This is a genomic window from Micromonospora sp. RP3T (assembly GCF_003027925.1).
Taxonomy (GTDB): domain Bacteria; phylum Actinomycetota; class Actinomycetes; order Mycobacteriales; family Micromonosporaceae; genus Micromonospora.
Genome location: NZ_PYPS01000046.1, coordinates 14,837 through 34,011 on the forward strand (window position 1 = coordinate 14,837; position 19,175 = coordinate 34,011).

Annotated in this window: 16 protein-coding genes; 7 read left to right on the forward strand and 9 right to left on the reverse strand. The window is 72.0% G+C overall.

Features of this window, described 5'->3' with window-relative positions:
• Nucleotides 1-144: 144 nt before the first annotated feature.
• The 4 genes from C8054_RS27945 to C8054_RS27960 are packed head-to-tail and all read left to right on the forward strand — an operon-like array spanning nt 145 to nt 3,298.
• Nucleotides 145-1,206, forward strand: a complete 1,062-nt coding sequence (locus C8054_RS27945; protein ID WP_107162054.1) for an ABC transporter substrate-binding protein — start codon at nt 145-147, stop codon at nt 1,204-1,206.
• The gene (locus tag C8054_RS27950; protein WP_107162056.1) at nt 1,203-1,982 is read left to right on the forward strand and encodes an ABC transporter ATP-binding protein; all 780 of its coding nucleotides are present in this window, start codon (nt 1,203-1,205) and stop codon (nt 1,980-1,982) included. Before C8054_RS27945 ends, C8054_RS27950 begins: the two co-directional genes overlap by 4 nt.
• Nucleotides 1,972-2,856: an ABC transporter permease gene (locus C8054_RS27955; RefSeq protein ID WP_107162058.1), complete on the forward strand. Its 885-nt coding sequence runs from the start codon at nt 1,972-1,974 to the stop codon at nt 2,854-2,856. The genes C8054_RS27950 and C8054_RS27955 overlap by 11 nt, the downstream gene beginning before the upstream one ends.
• Before the next feature lie 4 nt (nt 2,857-2,860).
• On the forward strand, nt 2,861-3,298 hold the full coding sequence (locus C8054_RS27960) for an Rrf2 family transcriptional regulator (protein WP_107162060.1): 438 nt from the start codon (nt 2,861-2,863) through the stop codon (nt 3,296-3,298).
• Between the two features lie 236 nt (nt 3,299-3,534).
• Here C8054_RS27960 and C8054_RS27965 read toward each other — a convergent pair whose 3' ends face one another.
• Together C8054_RS27965 and C8054_RS27970 are read right to left on the reverse strand one after the other, a co-directional pair.
• On the reverse strand, nt 3,535-3,840 hold the full coding sequence (locus C8054_RS27965; RefSeq protein ID WP_107162062.1) for a hypothetical protein: 306 nt from the start codon (nt 3,838-3,840) through the stop codon (nt 3,535-3,537).
• Between the two features lie 76 nt (nt 3,841-3,916).
• On the reverse strand, nt 3,917-4,228 hold the full coding sequence (locus C8054_RS27970; protein ID WP_146179993.1) for a hypothetical protein: 312 nt from the start codon (nt 4,226-4,228) through the stop codon (nt 3,917-3,919).
• Between the two features lie 693 nt (nt 4,229-4,921).
• Between C8054_RS27970 and C8054_RS27975 the strand changes: the two genes are divergently transcribed.
• The 3 genes from C8054_RS27975 to C8054_RS27980 all read left to right on the forward strand — a co-directional run bounded on the left by C8054_RS27975 (nt 4,922) and on the right by C8054_RS27980 (nt 8,063).
• Nucleotides 4,922-5,788: an ATP-binding cassette domain-containing protein gene (locus C8054_RS27975; protein ID WP_107162066.1), complete on the forward strand. Its 867-nt coding sequence runs from the start codon at nt 4,922-4,924 to the stop codon at nt 5,786-5,788.
• 113 nt (nt 5,789-5,901) lie between these two features.
• On the forward strand, nt 5,902-7,386 hold the full coding sequence (locus tag C8054_RS31845) for a hypothetical protein (RefSeq protein ID WP_146179994.1): 1,485 nt from the start codon (nt 5,902-5,904) through the stop codon (nt 7,384-7,386).
• Nucleotides 7,383-8,063: a hypothetical protein gene (locus tag C8054_RS27980; RefSeq protein ID WP_107162068.1), complete on the forward strand. Its 681-nt coding sequence runs from the start codon at nt 7,383-7,385 to the stop codon at nt 8,061-8,063. The genes C8054_RS31845 and C8054_RS27980 overlap by 4 nt, the downstream gene beginning before the upstream one ends.
• A 267-nt stretch (nt 8,064-8,330) precedes the next feature.
• Here C8054_RS27980 and C8054_RS32395 read toward each other — a convergent pair whose 3' ends face one another.
• From C8054_RS32395 to C8054_RS28010, 7 genes are all read right to left on the reverse strand, one after another.
• Entirely contained in the window at nt 8,331-8,498 is a 168-nt protein-coding gene (locus tag C8054_RS32395; protein WP_199199949.1) for a hypothetical protein, read from the reverse strand.
• A 163-nt stretch (nt 8,499-8,661) separates the two neighbouring features.
• On the reverse strand, nt 8,662-9,921 hold the full coding sequence (locus C8054_RS27985) for a DEAD/DEAH box helicase (RefSeq protein ID WP_107162071.1): 1,260 nt from the start codon (nt 9,919-9,921) through the stop codon (nt 8,662-8,664).
• A gap of 211 nt (nt 9,922-10,132) precedes the next feature.
• Nucleotides 10,133-10,336, reverse strand: coding sequence for a cold-shock protein (locus C8054_RS27990; protein ID WP_013288421.1), 204 nt, complete (start codon nt 10,334-10,336; stop codon nt 10,133-10,135).
• A 229-nt stretch (nt 10,337-10,565) separates the two neighbouring features.
• On the reverse strand, nt 10,566-13,985 hold the full coding sequence (locus C8054_RS27995) for an ATP-dependent helicase (RefSeq protein ID WP_107162073.1): 3,420 nt from the start codon (nt 13,983-13,985) through the stop codon (nt 10,566-10,568).
• A gap of 28 nt (nt 13,986-14,013) precedes the next feature.
• Nucleotides 14,014-17,520 carry an ATP-dependent DNA helicase gene (locus tag C8054_RS28000; protein ID WP_199199953.1) on the reverse strand — a complete coding sequence of 1,169 codons (3,507 nt, stop codon included), beginning with the start codon at nt 17,518-17,520 and terminating at the stop codon, nt 14,014-14,016.
• 91 nt (nt 17,521-17,611) lie between these two features.
• Entirely contained in the window at nt 17,612-18,157 is a 546-nt protein-coding gene (locus C8054_RS28005; RefSeq protein ID WP_107162075.1) for a TIGR00730 family Rossman fold protein, read from the reverse strand.
• A gap of 1 nt (nt 18,158) precedes the next feature.
• Nucleotides 18,159-19,025: a TIGR00730 family Rossman fold protein gene (locus C8054_RS28010; RefSeq protein WP_107162077.1), complete on the reverse strand. Its 867-nt coding sequence runs from the start codon at nt 19,023-19,025 to the stop codon at nt 18,159-18,161.
• Between the last annotated feature and the right edge of the window lie 150 nt (nt 19,026-19,175).

Genomic DNA, 19,175 nt, shown 5'->3' on the forward strand with positions numbered 1-19,175 from the left:
CGACACTAGCGCCTCCGTACCGGCCACACCGGCGGTGTGCCGTGGCCGAACGGTGGACAGATGCGGGACGGGTCTTGACGCCGCCCGGCACCCTGCCCCACTCTTCCTACCAACTAAATAGGAATACTGCGGATTGGACTTTCGATGAGACGGCTCCCCCTGCGCCGCCTGGTCACGCTGGCCACCCTGGCCGTGGTCGGCGCGGCCACGCTCGGCACCACCGCCGCCTGCGGCGACGACAGCGACGCCGCCGGCGACTCCGGCCCGGTGACGCTGCGCCTGGGCTACTTCCCCAACCTCACCCACGCGCCCGCCGTGGTGGGCGTGGAGAAGGGGATCTTCAAGGAGAAGCTCGGCGGCGACGTGACGCTGGAGACGAAGACGTTCAACGCCGGCCCGGCGGCCATCGAGGCGGTCTTCTCCGGCGCGCTGGACGCCACGTACATCGGTCCGAACCCGACCGTGAACGCCTTCTCCAAGTCGAAGGGCGAGGCGGTCCGGGTGGTCTCCGGGGCCGCGTCCGGCGGCGTCGCGCTCGTGGTCAAGCCCGGCATCACCTCGGCGGAGCAGCTCCGTGGCAAGAAGATCGCCACGCCGCAGCTCGGCAACACCCAGGACGTCGCGCTGCGCTACTGGCTCAAGGAGAAGGGCCTGGCGACCACCAAGGAGGGCGGCGGCGACGTCAAGGTCGTCCCCCAGGAGAACGCGCAGACCGTCGAGACGTTCGGCAGCGGCGCCATCGACGGGGCCTGGGTGCCGGAGCCGTTCGTGTCCCGGCTGGTCAACGCCGGCGGCAAGGTGCTCGTCGACGAGCGCGACCTCTGGCCGGACAAGAAGTTCGTCATCACGAACCTGCTGGTCAGCACCAAGTTCCTCAAGGCACACCCGGACGTGGTGAAGAAGCTGGTCGAGGGTCAGGTGGCGGCGAACGAGTTCGTCAACACCAAGCCGGACGAGGCGCAGCAGGCCGTCTCCGAGCACATCGGCAAGATCACCGGTAAGCCGCTGGACATCAAGCTGATCAAGCAGGCCTGGTCGACGTTGGAGTTCACCAACGACCCGATCGCGTCGTCGCTGAAGGCCGGCCTGGACCACGCCGTCGCGGTCGGGCTGACCCAGCCGGTCGACCTGAACGGCCTCTACGACCTGAAGTACCTCAACGAGGTGCTGAAGGCCGAGGGCAAGCCCGAGGTCACCCAGCCGTGACGTCGACCACGACGACCCCGCGCAGCGCGACCGGCTCGGTCGCGCTGCGCGGCGTGACCAAGGTGTACGGCCAGGGCGAGCAGGCCGTCCTGGCGCTGGACGGGGTGTCGCTGGACGTCGCCCCGGGCGAGTTCGTCTGCCTGGTCGGCGCGTCCGGCTGCGGCAAGAGCACGCTGCTGAACCTGGTCGCCGGCCTGGACCGGGTCAGCGGCGGCGCGATCGAGCTGGGCGAGGGCGTCAACCCGGGCCTGATGTTCCAGGAGCCGGCACTGTTCCCCTGGTCGACCGTCGAGGGCAACGTCGAGGTGCCGCTGAAGCTGCGAGGGCTCCCCCGCGACCAGCGTCGGGAGCGGGTGGCCGAGCTGCTGCGCACGGTCCACCTGTCCGACTTCGGCCGCAAGCGCCCGCACCAGCTCTCCGGCGGCATGCGGCAGCGGGTCGCGTTGGCCCGCACGCTCGCGCTGGACACCCCGGTGCTGCTGATGGACGAGCCGTTCGGCGCGCTCGACGCGATGACGCGGGACATCCTGCACGACGAGTTGGAGCGGATCTGGGGCGAGCGCAAGCTCACCGTCCTGTTCGTCACGCACAACGTGCGCGAGGCGGCCCGGCTCGCCGACCGGATCGTGCTGCTCTCCAGCCGGCCCGGCCGGATCATCTACTCCACCCGGGTCGACGTGCCGCGACCCCGGCGGATCGACTCGCCGGAGGTCTCGGCCATCGCCGCCGAGGTCACCGACCGGCTGCGCAAGGAGGTGGGCCGGCATGGCCAGTGACACCCTCACCGGGTCGGCGCGTACCGACGCGGAGATCTCCGGTCTCGACGCGCTGGAGATCGCCGGCCGGGAGAAGGGCCCGTCCCGGCTGCGCCGGCTCTGGTCCGCCACCTGGCCCAAGTTCGCCGCGCTCGCGATGGCCATCGCCCTCTGGCAGGCCGTGGTCTGGAGCGGGTGGAAGGAGCCCTGGGCGCTGCCCGGCCCGATGGTGGTCTTCGGCGACCTCGGCGACTACCTGGTCAGCTCCGCGCTCTGGGAGGGCCTGGCCACCACCGCCCGCCGGGCGGCGGTCGGGTTCGCCGCCGCGGTCGCGGTGGGTCTGCTGCTCGGCCTGGGCGTGGCCCGGGTCAAGGTGCTCCGCGCCGCGCTCGGCTCGATGATCACCGCGTTGCAGACCATGCCGTCGATCGCGTGGTTCCCGCTGGCCATCCTGCTGTTCCAGCTCAGCGAGCAGGCCATCTTCTTCGTGGTGGTGCTCGGCGCCGCGCCGTCGGTCGCCAACGGCGTCATCCACGGCGTGGACTACGTGCCGCCGCTGCTGGTCCGCGCCGGTCGCAACCTCGGCGCCCGCGGGCTCAACCTCTACCGGTACGTGATCGCACCGGCCGCGCTGCCCGCCATCGTGGCCGGGCTCAAGCAGGGCTGGGCGTTCGCCTGGCGCAGTCTGATGGCCGGTGAGCTGCTGGTGGTCATCGCCACCCGCACCTCCATCGGCGCCCAGCTCACCTACGCCCGCGAACTGAGCGAGGCGCCCCGGCTGATGGCCATCATGATCGTGATCCTGGTGGTCGGCCTGCTGGTGGACACCGCGTTCGGCGCGGCCGACAAGGCGATCCGCCGCCGCTGGGGCGTGCTGGACCAGGCCGGCAACTGACCTCGTGTACATCTCCGCGCGCGCCGACTACGCGCTCCGGGCCATGCTCGCCGTCGCCGACGCCGGGTCCACCGGCGACGGGGACCCCGGCGGCGAGCTGGTCAAGGCCGCGAGCCTGGCCGAACGCCAGGACATCCCGCTCAGTTTCCTCCAGGGCATCCTGCTCGACCTGCGGCGGGCCGGACTGCTGCACAGCCACCGCGGCACCGAGGGCGGGTACGCGCTGAGCAGGCCCCCGGCCGAGATCAGCGTCGGTGACGTGCTGCGTGCGGTCGGCGGCGCGCTCACCAGCGTCCGGGGCATGCCCGCGGACCGGGCCGGCTACCACGGGGTGGCCACCGGGCTGCGGGACGTCTGGCTGGCGGTGGACGGCGCGATCGCGCTGGTGGTGGACCGCACCACGCTGGCTGACCTGCTGGCGGACCGCGCCCCGGCATCCTGAATCGGCCGGCACCGCCCAAGCTGGTGGTCGACGAAGGGCCACCAAAGGATAGCTGCACGCGCATGGACTGAGCAGGGTCGCCAGCAGCACGTCTCCGCCGAAGACGGCCCGCCGTGCGTGACATCGGGCATCCGGCACCGGATGCGGCTCCATCAGGGCTCATCCAGGTCGCGAACAGTTCACAGACAACAGCAAGAGCCGCCCCCGGGGCGGAGGCGGCTCTTGGGGCAGCTCTCTCAGCAGCTGTCGATGCGGTCGAGCGTGGTGGCCAAGGGCGACAGGAATCCCTTGCCCTCGTCAGGGGCCAGCGTGTAGCAGGGGGAGTCCAAGCCGAAGTTCACAATGAACTTGATCCGCTGGGTGCTGTTACAGCCGTTGTACGCCACAAAATGCTTGTACGGGCCAACGATGTCAGTCACCGTGGAGACACAACTCGGGGCCCGGGCCGCAAGCGCTGGCGAGGCAGCGACGCCGCTGAAGAGACCCACCGCTGCGAGTGACAACACAGTGGAGGCCACCAGGGATTGACGGACCGATTTCATGCAGTCTCACCTTCCATGACGCGGGGCATTTGTGCCTGTGCACAAGCGAGCGAGGAGCGAGGGTCAACCCGAGGTCCTAGCAGAGGTCGATCCGCTCAAGGTATGCCGGCGTGCCGTTGGCGATAGTGATCGTCCTGCGCTGCCCCGGGAAAACGGTTCCGCAGTCCGAGTCCGCGTGATAGGCGATGATGAAGCGGATCCGATACTGGTTACTGCAGTTGTTGTCGGCGTAGAACATCTTGTAGATGCCTGAGGTCGAGGTGCTGGTGGCGATGCACGAGGGCGCCTCGGCAGCAACCGCCGGCGCCGCAAGCACCGAACCCAGAGCTGCGGCACTGACTGACAGCACGGCAGCAAGACGTATGCTCCGGCGTTTTTTCACATTCACAGATTGCCTCCCCGTTTATCGTCGAGTGCCTATACCTTGCACGACGATCGACGCGACCGCAAGGGCTGGGTGACGACAAGATTGCGGACCGTGGCGAATGCACCGGGCGGCCTGCCGCTCCTCGGGCCGGCGGGCCCGGCAGAAAGCTGGTTAAATGCCCGCACCAGACAGCCAGCCGCGCCAGCCTCCGGGCGAACCAGGCACCTGCGAGACGCACCTCGCGCGCCACTCTCGGATTGCGGCTGACCTGCCAGGACTCTGTTCGCAGTCCGGCCGCGCCCGCCCATCGAAACGGCACAGGTCATCCGAGGGTTCACCGCGCGCCAGCGGCCAGCCTCTCCGCAGTTCACATTCCTCTGCACCCACCGTCGTAATGCCTGAGGGGCTGGTCCGGGCACGCGTCGGGTGTGGGCAGCCCACATCAGGCATCGGGGCGTCGTCCAAGGGTCACGCGCGGCAGACGTCTGCGCTCGACCGGAGACCTCGGCTATTTGCAGGCACACTACATTGCCGCCCGCCCCTCTCCGCACGTGATACCCTTTCGCGGCGAGCGATCGAAGGCCTGATTTTCGAGAGGCGGCGCACCGTGGTGACGCGTTGGACCGAGACACGCTTTATACCGAGCAGTGCAACCCTGAGCGACCAATTTTTCCTGCGCTGCCTTTGCGGCAATAGATTCGGTGGGGCAGCAGTGTGAGCGAGGCTTTCGTTTCAGCTTCCAACATCACTTTCAAATATGGCCGGACGACAGCCCTGGCAGGAGTCTCCTTCAGTCTCCGAAACGGAGTAACAGCACTGCTGGGCCCCAATGGAGCCGGGAAGACCACACTTCTCCAGGTGCTGGCGACCGCAGTCCCGCCCGACAGCGGCAGACTGGCTCTGCTCGGGACCGAAATTCAGACATCCGGGGAACGACAGAAGGTCCGCGAACGCCTCGGCTACCTCCCTCAGCGCACCGGCCTCTACGGCAACTTCTCCGTGGCCGCCTTCTTGGACTACATGGCGTTACTCAAGAAGATCGTCGATCGAGAGCAGCGGCGTAGCGAGGTCGAAACCGTCCTGAATTTTGTCGGCCTCGACGCCGACCGGAACCGCCGGATCAAGGCTCTTTCCGGAGGCATGCGACAACGGGTCGGCCTCGCCGTGGCGCTCCTCGGGGATCCGCAGTTCTTGGTGCTCGACGAGCCCACGGTCGCGCTTGATCCTGAGCAGCGACTGCGGTTTCGCGAGCTGATTGCGAATCTTGGAGAACGACGGACGGTCCTCTTGTCCACACACCAGACCGAGGATGTCGCGCACATCTCGACTCACGTCCTCGCGATGAACCACGGCCGGATCATCTTCGACGGCTCCCCCTCGGATCTGGTTGACCTGGCCCGGGGAAGAGTCTGGCAGAGTCAGAGCAGAACCGATCAGACACTGGCGAGCTGGCGCACGGGCGCCGGCTACTACCGAAATGTCGGGACTCCTCCGCCCGGCGCAGACACGGTGGAACCGACTCTGGACGATGGATACATTCTACTTCTCGACCAGCGGCCGCGAGTGGGGAATCCGGTATGACTGTGGCCAATGCGCGGGACACCCGAAGTCATCCGAGAGAATCGCCAGCTGCTCGCTCGGCAATATTGCGGATCGCTAGAATCGAGGCGATCCGGCTCCTGAGACATCCTGTCATGATCGGCGGATTTCTCACGCTCGCGCTAGCCTGGCTGCTTCCCACCTGGTTCGGCGATCAGGCAGCGGCATATCCATCCATGCACGAGGTGAATCAGTCCGTCCAACTGGCCTCGGCCTTCATCCTGGGGGGCGCTGCCCTCATCGTCAGTCATCTCGCGGTCACGCGAGCGACGCGGCACGGCGCCGAGGCACTCGTCGCTACACTGGCGCTTACCCGCGCACAGCGGATCGCCGCCCACCTGCTCGCACTCGTTCCTCTCGTGCCACTCACCGGCATAATCGTCGCCGCGCGTGTCATGACGATCGGAGCAGACCCACACGCGGTTGGTAGCGTCGCACCGCACGAAATGGCCGTCGGCCCTTTCGCAGTGCTTCTACTCGGTGCTGTCGGAGTGCTCCTCGGCAGCGCGACGGCCCTCACCGTGACTGGACCGGTAACCGTCGCGCTCCTCTTCTTTGCAACTTTCGGATCAGTGCTCTTCGCACCGGCCAACGGCCTTCGAATCCAGGCTCTTCTGCCGGTCACCTATGACGAAGTCTTCCTGCTTCCAATTCCGTCGGCACTGGTTGACCGCCGCGATGACTGGCACTTGCTCTATCTGATCGCGGGGACGGCGCTCATCGCACTGGCAGCACTCCTCGCAAGCGGTTACCGACCACTGTGGAGCAAGGTGACGGCATTTCTTACCGCGGTTGCTGTCGGCGTGGTGGCGTGGATTCAAGTCAAGCCGCCCGACCAGACAGTGATCGAGGCTCGCGCTACTGCAACAAGCACGCCGGCCAGTCAGCAGGTATGTGAGCGAAGGTCGGAAATCACCTACTGCGCGTGGCCGGAATTCAAGCCCTGGTTCGACTCGTGGGACCGGATTGCGCGAGGGGCGCTGACCCGAGTGCCACCGGACGTCGCAGCTCAACCTCTCGCAGTTCGACAGCGAGTCAATGCAGCCAACCCGCTCGGTTTGGGGTCAGGAACGATATCCAAGGCCCCGGTCGACAGTTGGTCTCGTGACGACGAACTGGCCGGTACTCCGAACGCCGTCATCGCAGAGACGACTTGGGGCCGTCCGGAGGACGAGTTCGGGCTAGCCAGCCGGCTCGCCTACGCGGTGGTCAGCGGAAATCCGCCCCCAGCGAATATCGCAGCTGTTTGCGGGGCCCAGTCGCTCGTTACACTCTGGATTGCTGTCGGAGCCTCGGAATCCGCAAAGGCCGGCCTGGAAGAGCTCAGGAGCAGAGGAGGCGGCGGCGTTTTCATGACCACGGCCGGCTTCGGCACGGGTGTCGCTTTCACCCATGCCTCGTTCGTTCTGCTCCGGGCCATGTCGGAGCTACCAGAGAATTCGACCCGGGAAAAGGTGTTCGCATCCTGGAAGAAGTTGACCGAGCCATCGACAACACTCCACCAAGCCGCAGAGATCCTTGGAATTGCTACCGCTCGGATCCCACCCGTCGGCGACAGCCGTTGCCAGGAGAAGGAATGACCTTCATCGCATTGCTCGCGCCCACGGCGCGTGCCATGGGCTGGCGGAGTGGACTATTGACGGCCCTTGCTGGGGTCGTCATCGTAGGAATACCCGCGCTCTCGTCGGTGGAGCTCCAATCCGACGACCTCGCTTCGATGCTGCGCGTAATCGCGGTCACGGGTGCGCTGAGCGTCGGCTTCCTTCTTCACGATCCGGCCTCGGCGATCTCGTCCGTGTCACCGCTCTCCCGCCTTGACCGCCAGCTGGCCCGTGTGTTCTGGATCAGTGCCGCCGCCCTTCCGTGGTGGGCTCTTGTTCTCTTACTAGCCAAATCTTCGGCAGCTCCTGGCGCTGAGCAAGCCCTGCCTCTGGGGGGCCTGACGGGAGAGGCAGTCGCCATATTTTCGGTAGCGCTGGCCATGGCCGCCGGAGCACAGCGATTCGGCTTCGAGAACCACATGGGCCTCCTGGTGGCCCTGACCCTGCTCCTGCTTACCGGGGGAAGTTTCCTGCTCGCCGAGAATTCGGCCGTCCTGGTTCCTCCCAGTGACCCGAGGTTCGAGGACATGCGTGTCTGGTGGTATCTCCTTTCAGTGGCCGCAGCGCTGGCTTTCCTCATCCTGAGTCGTGAGCGGGCACCGCGGAGAGCCGTGGAGCGCTGGACGCGACAGGCAGGGGCACGAGGGTCAGCGTAGACCCGCGAGCACTAGTCGATCGAGAACCAGGTCCACCGGGTCCACGCCGTACCTACGACGAAGACCGCAGCCAGATCCGCACCGGCGCACGGGACCCGAGATCCGCCAACGACAGAGCGGACCGATGGGCCCGCCGGAAAAGGCATCCTCTGGAGCAATATGACCGAGCGGCATATTTATACCGCTGAGGTATATCCGTCCCTGCCGCACATCCGCCGGCGGACGTCACCCTGCGTGACCCCCGTCAGGCCCGGCTGACCGTATGGATCAGCCGGGGTTGAAGGTGCGGGCCGCGCCACGGTCCGGCGGACCGCCCGCCGCCGGATGCCAGGGGCCGAACGCGGCCACCACGGCGAGCGCCAGGCCGGCGCCCGCCACCGCGAGCACCAACAGCACCTCCCGGGCCCCGTCACCCGGGCCGGTGTCACCCGCCATGGTCGCCCCTCCGTGTCCGGCCGGTCCCCCGACCGGCCCACGGACCCAGCATCGTCGCCCCGACGACAGCGGACAGTCGGCCACCCGACTGAACACTCGCTGATCCCCGACTCAGCGAGGCACCCCATGACGGCAGGTCAGCGGTCCTACACGGAACGTCCGGTCAGCGGCGGCGCGGGCGACGACGGGGACGGGTCCCCGGGGCGGGGTGTGCGGCGACCGGCGGCGGGACGGCGATGGTCACCGGCGTACCGGAGGGCTCGCGCGCTCCGGTCAGCCGGCCCAGCTCCGCGTCGCCGGCGCGTACCCGGGTGGTCTGCGCCTTGATCCCGGCGGTGGTCATCAGCCTGGCGACGTCCCGACGCTGCTCCGGCAGGACGAGCGTGACCACGGTGCCGGACTCCCCGGCCCGCGCGGTCCGGCCACCCCGATGCAGGTAGTCCTTCGCCTCCGTGGGCGGATCGGCGTTGACCACCAGGTCCAGCCCGTCGACGTGGATGCCGCGGGCCGCCACGTCGGTGGCCACCAGCGCGGTGACCTGGCCGGTGCGGAACTGCTCCAGGATCCGGGTGCGCTGCGGCTGCGACTTTCCGCCGTGCAGCGCGGCAGCGCGAACGCCCTTGGCGAGCAGTTGGCGGGCCACCCGGTCGGCGCGGTGCTTGGTGGCGATGAAGACGATGGTGCGGCCCTCCCGCGCGGCGATGTGGGCCAGCGCGGCCGGCTTGTCCTCCGCCTCCAGGTGCAGCACGTGGTGCGTCATGGCGGTGACCGTGGCGGTGCCCGGGTCCACGGAGTGCGTGACCGGCTCGGTGAGGAACCGGCGGACCAGCCGGTCCACGCCACGGTCCAGCGTGGCCGAGAAGAGCATCCGCTGCCCGCCCGGGGCGACCTGCTCCAGCAGCTTCGTCACCTGCGGCAGGAAGCCCATGTCGGCCATCTGGTCCGCCTCGTCGAGCACGGTGATCTCGACCTGGTCCAGCCGGGCGGACCCGCGGTCGATCAGGTCGTGCAGCCGGCCCGGCGTGGCCACCAGCACCTCGGCCCCGGCCCGCAGCGCGTCCGCCTGGCGGGTGAGGGAGAGCCCACCGACCACGGTGGCGCAGCGCAACCCGAGCACGCCGGCGTACGGGGTGAGCGCGGCGGTCACCTGCGCGGCCAGTTCCCGGGTGGGCACCAGCACCAGCGCGAGCGGGCGGCCGGGACGCGCCCGGCGGCCGGCCGTCCGGTGCAGCAGCGGCAACCCGAACGCGAGCGTCTTGCCGGAGCCGGTCCGCCCGCGGCCGAGCACGTCCCGGCCGGCGAGCGAGTCGGGCAGGGTCGCCGACTGGATCGGGAACGGCGCGGTGATGCCCTGCGCGGTCAGCTCGGCGACGAGCGCCGGCGCCAGACCGGTAGCGGCGAAAGTGGGCATGGTCGTGGTCATGCGGAAAGCCTTCCTCGAGGCGGCACGTGTCGAGGAAGGGCGCCGGGCGACGGCGCGTCACCGGCGTGGCCGGTGATCACAAGCACGAACCGAAAGGGACGGGCCGGCCCGCCTCGGCGCGCCAGCTCCCGCGTACGGGAGGGCGGCGCGGCGGGCCGGCCCGTGCACCACGCCCGGCGGGGCGCGGTGGTGGTGCCGGTTGATCCGAAGATCAGAGCGGGCGGATGTTCTCCGCCTGCGGGCCCTTCTGGCCCTGGGTCACCTCGAACTCGACCCGCTGGTTCTCGTCCAGGCTCCGGTAGCCGGAGGTCTGGATCGCCGAGAAGTGGGCGAAGACGTCGGCGCCGCCGTCGTCCGGGGTGATGAAGCCGAAGCCCTTGTCAGCGTTGAACCACTTGACGGTGCCAATTGCCATGTGTTTCGTCTCCTTGACGGAACGGTCGGCCCGCACGTGTTGCGGGCCGGAGAGGAGCCCACCACGCATGGGCTGCGTGGCGTGCCTGTCGCTGCTGGTCGCCCCGCCCGGAGAACTCCGGACACAACAAAGAGCGCCTGGGGCCACAATCCGCCAGGCGCACACAGAGTCTCTGGAAACCAAAACTGCAACGAGAACAACGTACCACGGATCTCGCCCGGTGGGGAGATCACGTCGGAATTTCCGGCACGGCGGTCACCAACGCGGTCAGCCCTTCGACGTCGAGCAGGTCCGCCGGGCGGACGGTCACCGCGTCCCGCACGTAGTGGAACGCCGCGCCGACCCGTTCCACCGGCACGCCGGCCAGCTCCGCCCAGCCCAGCCGGTAGACCGCGAGCTGCACCGCCGCCGCCTCGGCCTCCGGTCCGGTGGGCTGGCGGCCGGTCTTCCAGTCCACCACGTCGTACCGCCCGCCGGGGCGGGCGAACACGGCGTCCATCCGGCCCCGGACCACCACGCCGCCGATCACTGTGGCGAACGGCACCTCGACCTCCACCGGCACCCGGTCGGCCCACTCGCTGGCCAGGAACCGCTCCTGCAACTCGGCCAGCGCCCCGTCCGGGGCGGCGCCCTCGTCGGCGGCACCGGGGAGCTCGTCGACGTCCAGCAGCCGGTCGGCGCCGAAGCGCTGCTCCAGCCAGGCGTGGAAGGCGGTGCCCCGCCGCGCGTACGGGCTGGGTGCGCTCGGCATCGGACGACGCAGCGCACGGGCCAGTGCCTCCGGGTCCCGACGCAACGCCACGAGCTGGGTCACCGAGAGCTGGCCGGGCAGCTCGACCTCGACCGCCTCGGCCCGACGGGCCAGCTCCGCCCGCTCGGCGAGCAGCAGGTCGGCCTCCCGCTGCCAGCGCTCGACCTCCGCGTCGGCGTCGTCCGGCGGGGTCGCGGCCACCCCGACGGCGGTCGACCCGACGGCGGCCAGCAGCGCGGCCTCGCGACGGGCCGCCTCCGGGTCGGCCAGGTGACGACGGACCAGTGCCGCCGCCTCGGTCAGCGCCGGCCGACGTCCACCCAGCGGGTCGGCCGGCCACTCCGCCCGCAGCACCGTCTCGGTGGTCGGGTTCACCGCGTCCCCGGCCGGCTCCGGCGCCCACGCGTCGACCACGTGCCCGTCCGTCCCGGCCAGGGCGACGTCGTACACCTCGCGCAGGAACGGCGACGGGCCGCGGAACCGCTTCGTCCCCTCCCCCCACCAGTAGCCGGAGCAGAGCAGCAACCGACGCGGCCGGGTCACCGCCACGTACGCCAGCCGGCGCTCCTCCCGCTCATCGTGCGCCCGCCAGTCGTCGGTGAACGCGGCCACCGCACGGGCCACCGCACGCTGGTCCGCCGCCTCCGGCAGGGCCAGCTCGGGCAGCCCGTCCGCGTCGCCGCGCAGCGGGAACGGCAGCACGCCGAGCCCGCCCAGCCAGTGGTCGGAGTTGCGTACCGGCCCCGGCCATCCACCGCGGGTCAGCCCGGCCACCGCCACCACGTCCCACTCCAGGCCCTTCGCGGCGTGCGCGGTGAGCACCTGCACGGCGCCGGCCACCACCTCGACCTCGCCCGGGGCCAGCCCGCGCTCCTCGTCCTCGGCGGCGGACAGGTAGGCGAGGAAACCGGCAAGCGTGGCGCCGGGCGTCTCACCGCTGAACCGCGCCGCGACGTCGCCGAGCGCGTCCAGGTGGGCGCGGGCCAGCCCGGCGTCGCCGGCGCCGTCCCGGCCGGCCCGGACCGCCACCTCCACGTCCAGCCCGATGGTCCGTTCGATGTCCGCGATCAGCTCCGGCAGCGACTGGTCCAGCCGGTACCGCAGCAGCGCCAGCTCCATCCCGTACGACCGCAGCCGCGCGAACCCCTCCGCCGAGTACGCCTGCGCCGGCCCGAGGTCGGCCAGCGCCTCCACCAGCGTCGCCTCGTCCAGCACGTCCACGGTGATCTCCGGCCCGTCGTCACCGGTCAGCTCGCGGCGGCTGCGGGCGATGGCCCTGGCGCGCCGGTGCAGGGCGACCAGGTCGCGCGGGCCGATCCGCCAGCGCGCGCCGGTGAGCAGCCGCAGCAGCGCCGCCCCGTCGGTCGGGTCGGCCAGCACCCGCAGCGTGCAGACCACGTCCCGGACCTCCGGGGTGTCCAGCAGGCCGCCCAGCCCGACCACGTCGACCGGCAGGCCCCGGGCCCGCAGCGCGGCCTCGATCGCCGGGATCTGGCTGCGCAGCCGCACCAGCACCGCCGTCGTCGGCCGTCGGTCCGCCGGAATGTGCTCGGGCAGCGCGCCCGGCATCCCGGCCGCGCCCCGCCACGCCGCCAGCACGCTGTCCGCGATCCAGTCGGCCTCGTCGGCGTACGTCGGCAGCAGCGCGCAGTGCACCGTGCCGGCGGCCCGACCGCCCGGCGTCCGGTGCGGGATCGACTCGCGGACGCTGAGCGCGGCGTGCAGCTCGGGCACCCGGGCGCCGGCCGCCCGCAGCGGCACCGAGAGCGCGTTCGCGACGCCGAGGATCTCCGGCCGGTTGCGCCAGCTCGTGGTGAGACCGAGCACCTCGGCGGGGGTTCCGTCGGCGCGGGCGAACTCACCGGGGAAGCGGTCCAGCGTGCCGGCGCTCGCCCCGCGCCAGCCGTAGATCGACTGGCACGGATCGCCGACCGCGGTGACCGGGTGGCCGCCGCCGAACAGCGCGTTGAGCAGCACCACCTGCGCGTGGCTGGTGTCCTGGTACTCGTCGAGCAGCACCACCCGGAACCGGTCCCGCTCGATCACGCCGACGCCCGGGTGGTCCCGGGCCACCCGCGCCGCGCGGGCGAGCTGGTCGGCGAAGTCCATCGCCTCGAAGTCGTCCTTGCGCCGGGCGTACGCCCGGACCAGCGGCAGCAGCTTCAGCCGGGTCCGCTGGAGCTGGAGCGCCTTGCGCACGTCGGCGTAGACCCGGCCGGGGCGGGACTGCACCTCGGCGAAGAACCGGCCGGTCCAGCCGGCCAGCTCGTCCGGGTCGACCAGGTGCTCGTCCAACTCGCCGGCGAGCGCCAGCACCGCGTCGGTGATGGTGGACGGCATCCGGTCCACCTCGGACATGTCGCCGTCGTAGTTGCGCACCAGCAGGTCGACGAGCTGCCAGCGGGACGCCTCGGTGAGCAGCCGGGTGGTCGGCTCGTACCCGGCGCGCAACCCGTGCTCGGTGACGATCCGCCCGGCGTACGAGTGGTAAGTGGAGACGGTCGGCTCGCCCGCGAACGGGTCCTCACGCGGGTCCCGTCGGGGCCGCCCCAGCCGCCGGACGAGCTGGTCGAGGCGGGTCCGCACCCGGTGCGCCAGCTCACCGGCCGCCTTGCGGGTGAAGGTGAGCCCGAGGATGTGCTCGGGGCGCACGTACGCGTTGGCGACCAGCCAGACCACCCGGGCGGCCATCGTCTCGGTCTTGCCCGAGCCGGCGCCCGCGACCACCAGCAGCGGCTCCACCGGCGCCGCGATGATCGCGGCCTGCTCCCGGGTGGGCGCCGGCAGCCGGAGCAGCCGGGCCAGCTCGACGGGCGTGTAGCGGGGCCCGGCGTCGGCGGACCGGGGCGTGGGCGGCGGCGTGCCGGTGGCGCCGAACAGCGCCGGCTGGATCGTCATCGTCCGGCCCTCGGCCGGCTCCGCGCGGTCACGCCTGATCCTCCGGGGGCGGCTCGACGACCTGGCGGCCCTGGCCGGAGACCGGGCAGCTGGTGCGTACCGGGCAGACCCGGCACTTGGAGTTGGCGACGGCGGCGAACGTGGCAGCCGCCATCGTGTCGGCGGTCCGGCGGACCAGCGCGGTGGCCCAGCCGGCCTCCGGGCCCTCCCCGGCCGCGGCCTGGGCCTGCTCCTTGGCGTCCCGGGCGCCGGTGCCGAGCTGCACCAGCGCGGCCCCGCCGGACTCCGCGCCGAACTCCGCGAACCCACCGGCCTCCACGGCCGCCTGGTACGCCCCGAGCTGCGGGTGCTCGGCGACCTCCCGCTCGGTGACCGCGGTGGACTTGCCGGTCTTCAGGTCGATCACCACGAGCCGGCCCTCGGCGTCGACCTCCAGCCGGTCGACGCGGCCGGTCAGCTCGACCGGTCGGGCCGGATCGTCGAGGCGCACCGCGAACTCGTGTTCGATGGCGAGCAGCCGGCGCGGGTTGCCGGCCAGCCAGCGCAGCAGCTTGTCGACCATCGCCTCGGCGCGCTGCCGCTCCGGGCCGACCATCCACCGGGCGGCCAGCTCGATCGCGTCGAACCGGGCGGCAACGTACTCCAGCAGCGTCTCCCGGTCGACGCTCGCGTCCTCGGCCAGCATCGCGGCGGCGTGCACCAGGTTGCCGACGCCCTGCGCGGCGCTGGCCGGCCCGCTGCCGCCGTGCCGTTCCAGCAGCCAGCGCAGGCTGCACCGCAACGCGCTCTCCATGGCCGACGGGGTGACCCGCACCGGCTCGCCGTCGTCGACGAGCGGTCGGTCGTCGGAGAGACCGCGCAGCCCCCACCAGTCGTCCGGGTGCGCGCCGGGCACGCCGGCGGCGGCCAGCCGGGCCAGCTCGCCCGCCGCCGCGCGCCGCCGGCTCACCGGCGCCGCCGGGTCGGTGATCGCGGTACGCAGCTCCGCCACCAACGCGGACAGGGTGAGCCCGCGCGGCGGCAGCGTCACCGGGAGCGCGCCGGACGGCGCGTCCGACGGGTGGTCGTCGCCGTGCGGCACCGGCCCGTCCGGCGCTGGTCCCCCGCCCGACGGCCCGTCACCGGGCGGCTCGTCGTCGGGCGGGGCGGTGCCGCCGGCGCCGGTGGCGGGCGGATCGCCGGCCGCCAGCTCGTGCAGGAAGCGGCTGGGCTGCTCCTCGTGGTCGTCGCCACCGACCGCCGCCGAAGCGACAGCGGTGACCAGCAGCCGACGCCGGGCCCGGCTGACCGCGACGTGGAACAGCCGCCGCTCCTCGTCCAGCAACGCGGACGTCTGACCGACCAGGCTGGCCCGCAGCCCCGCCCCGTCGGCCCGGCCGGCGAGCACGTCGACCAGCCGCTCGGAGCCGAGCAGGCTGCCGCGCAGCCGCAGGTCGGGCCAGACGCCCTCCTGGACCCCGGCGACCGCGACGAGATCCCACTCCAGGCCCTTGGCGGCGTGTGCGGTGAGCAGGCGGACCGCCTCGCCCCGGTCGGCGGCGGCGGCGAGCGTGTCCGCCGGCAACTCCTGCCCGAGCACGTGGTCGAGGAAGACCTCGGTGCGCGCCCCCGGCAGCCGGTCGGTGAACCGGGCGGCGGCGTCGAAGAGCACCAGTACGGCGTCCAGGTCACGGTCGGCGGCGTCGGCCCGCCACCGCCGGGCGGTCTCGTGCTCGCCGGTGGCCTCCCGCCCCTGGGTGATGGCGCCGGCCCAGCGCTCGGCCAGCCCGCTCTCCCGCCACACCGCCCAGAGCACGTCCTCGGCGGTGGCGCCCGGGGTGGCGGCGGCCTCCCGGGCGGTCGCCAGCAGATGCGCGACGGCCTGCGCGGGCGCGGCCCAACGGCGCTCGACGGCGGCCAGCTCGGCCGGGTCGCGCAGCGCCTCCACCAGCAGCTCGCCGGAGGGACGGCGGTCGCCGCCGGCCAACGCGAGCGCCCGCATCCCCTGCCGCAGTCGTCGCTCGGCCAGCGGGTCGGCACCGCCCAGCGGCGAGTGCAGCAGCGCCACCGCCGCCTCCTCGTCCAGCCGGTCGGGTTCGAGCGCGCAGCGGAGCAGGAGCAGCAGCGGGGCCACCGCCGGTTGGAGGTGCAGCGGCAGGTCCTCGCCGTGCACGACGGTGGGCACCCCGGCGGTGTGCAGGGCGCGCCGCAGCGACGGGAGCTGCCGTCCGGTGGACCGGACCAGCACCGCCATCCGGGACCAGGGCACGCCGTCGAGCAGGTGTGCCTCGCGCAGCGCGTGGGCCAGCCAGGCCGACTCGCTGGTCGCCGAGCGGAACGTGCGCACCTCGACCGCCCCGGCCGGCGCGTCCGGAAGCGGACGCAGCCGCCGGTGCGCCGCCGGGCCGCGCAGCCGCCGGGCCAGCCGGGCGGTCGCCGCCAGCAGCTCCGGCCCGGCCCGGTAGGACGTGGTCAGCGTGACCTGGGCGGCCGGCGCGCCGGACGCGGTCCGGAACCGGTGCGCGAACGTGCCGACCACGGCCGGGTCGGCGCCGCGGAACGAGTACGTGGAGGAATCCGGGTCGGCGAAGGCGACCAGGGACCGGCCGCCACCGGCCACCACCGCGAGCAGGTCCACCTGGGCCGGGTCCGTGTCGGCCAGCTCGTCGACGTAGATGTGGGCCACGCGGCGGCGTTCGGCGGCGAGCAGCTCGGGATCGTCGAGCAGCATGCCGGTGGCGGCCCGCACCAGCTCCGCCGGGTCGTACGCGACCGAGCCCCGGTTGCTCACGTCGCGCAACGCGAGGACGGCGACGTACTCCCGGAGGAAGCGGGCGGCGGCCGGCCAGTCGGCGCGGCCCAGCTTCTCGCCCAGCCGGGCCAGCTCGACCGGGCCGACGCCCCGCTCCGCGGCCCGCATCAGCAGGTCGCGGAGCTGCTGGGCGAACGCCCGGGTCCGCAGCGCGGGGCGCAGGTCCGCCGGCCAGCCGACCGGGTCGTCCGCCGGCTCGTCGCCGACCACGTCGAGCAGCTCCCGGATGATCAGATCCTGCTCCGGGCCGGTGAGCAGCCGGGGCGACGGCTCGCCACGCTCGGCGGCGGCGCGGCGGAGCAGCCCGAACGCGTACGCCGGGAACGTGCGGACCAGCGGCTCACGCACCGCCCGGTGGCCGTCGCCGGCGATCCGCGCCTCGATGCGCCGACGCAACTCGGTGGCGCCGCGCCGACTGAACGTGAGCACCAGCACGCGTTCCGGGTCGACGCCCTCGGCCACCCGGGCGGCGACCGCCTCGACCAGGGTGGCGGTCTTCCCGGTGCCGGGACCGCCGACGACGAGCATCGGCCCGTCGGTGTGCGCGACCACCTCGGCCTGCACCGGGTCGGGTCGCCTGGCTGCCGTCCGGCGCGGGTGCGTGGCATCGACCGCCGACCCCCCGGATCGCGGCTCCGACACGGCCGGCCCGTCGGACCGGCCCACCCCCTGCCCCGCCCCGGCATCGTGGGTGACCCCCGCCCCCGCGTCGCCGGGCCGGCGCACCAACCGGTACGCCTGCATCACCGACATCCCACCACGCCGGTACGACACCGGGAAATCGACGCCGCGCCACCGCGTGCACGCATCGGCACCGGGGTGTGGGCGCGGCGGGTCAGGTGAGGCGGGCGTCGATGAGGTCGAGGGCGGCGGGCACGCTGTCGGCGACCATCAGCAGGTCGAGGCCGGCCGGCTTGAGGAAGTTGCGCTCGGCCAACGTGCCGAGCCAGTCGAGCAGCGGGCGGTAGAAGCCGTCCGCGTCGACAAGCACCATCGGCTTGGCGTGCAGGGCGAGCGTGGCGGTGGTCCAGACCTCGAACAGCTCGTCGAGCGTGCCCAGCCCGCCGGGCAGCGTGACGAACGCGTCGGACCGGTCGATCATCAGCGTCTTGCGGCTGGCCATCCCGTCGGTGACCAGCAGCTCGTCGGCGGCCAGGTCGGCGACCTCCAGGTCGACCAGGGTCTGCGGGATGACGCCGAGCGTGCGACCACCGGCCGCCCGCGCACCGTCCGCCACCGCGCCCATCATCCCGACACAGCCGCCGCCGCTGACCAGCGTGTGCCCGCGCCGGGCCAGCTCCGCGCCGGTCTCGGTGGCCAGCGCCAGCCAGCGGTCGTCGAGGGTACGCGAGGACGCGCAGAACACGCAGACGTCGGCCATGTCAACGCGACCCGGCCGGGCCCTCGGGTGCGGCCTCGGCGGCTGCCTGCTGGTCGGCGGCCACCCGGGCGACCGCCTCCTCGCGTACCGCCTCCTGCTCGGCGGAGAGCACCGCCTCGGCCTCCACGATGTGCCGGACCGCCTCGTTGACGTCGTCGGTGACGCGGATCAGGTCGAGGTCGCTCGGGCCGATCTTGCCGTCCGCCGCCATGGTGGCGCGCAGCCAGTCGAGCAGGCCGCCCCAGTAGTCGGCGCCCATCAGCACGACCGGGAACCGGGTCACCTTGCCGGTCTGCACCAGGGTGAGCGCCTCGAACAGCTCGTCCATGGTGCCGAAGCCGCCGGGCAGCACCACGAACGCCTGGGCGTACTTGACGAACATGGTCTTGCGGGCGAAGAAGTAGCGGAAGTCGATGGCCAGATCGACCCAGTCGTTGAGGCCCTGCTCGAACGGCAGCTCGATGCCGAGCCCGACGGAGAGGCCGCCCGCCTCGCCGGCCCCCCGGTTGGCGGCCTCCATCACGCCCGGACCACCGCCGGTGATCACCGCGTAGCCGGCCCGGGCCAGCGCGCCGCCCAGCTCCTCGGCCAGCCGGCACTCCGGGCTGTCCGGCTTGCTGCGGGCCGAGCCGAAGACACTGACCGCGGGCGGCAGGTCGGCGAGCGTGTCGAACCCCTCGACGAACTCGGACAGGATCCGCAACGCCCGCCAGGCGTCCTTGGTCTTCCAGTCGCTGCGCCCCCGGGAGTCGAGCAGCCGCTGGTCCGCGGTGCTGTTCGGGATCGCCCGGTTGCGAAGCGTGACCGCTCCCCGGTGGCGCTCGACCCGCGGCCCCTGCTCAGCCGGCCTCCCGGTGCTCTCGCTCATGGGGCCACCGTAGTGGAGCGACGGCGACGCGGCGCGGAGGCCGGCGAGCCGGAGAAAATCTTTGCGATCAAGGCAACTAATTCGCTCGCTCGTACGTCTTACTATTCACATACCCGGTATGCCCGGGGGACGCGCCTTCGGGGGAGGAGC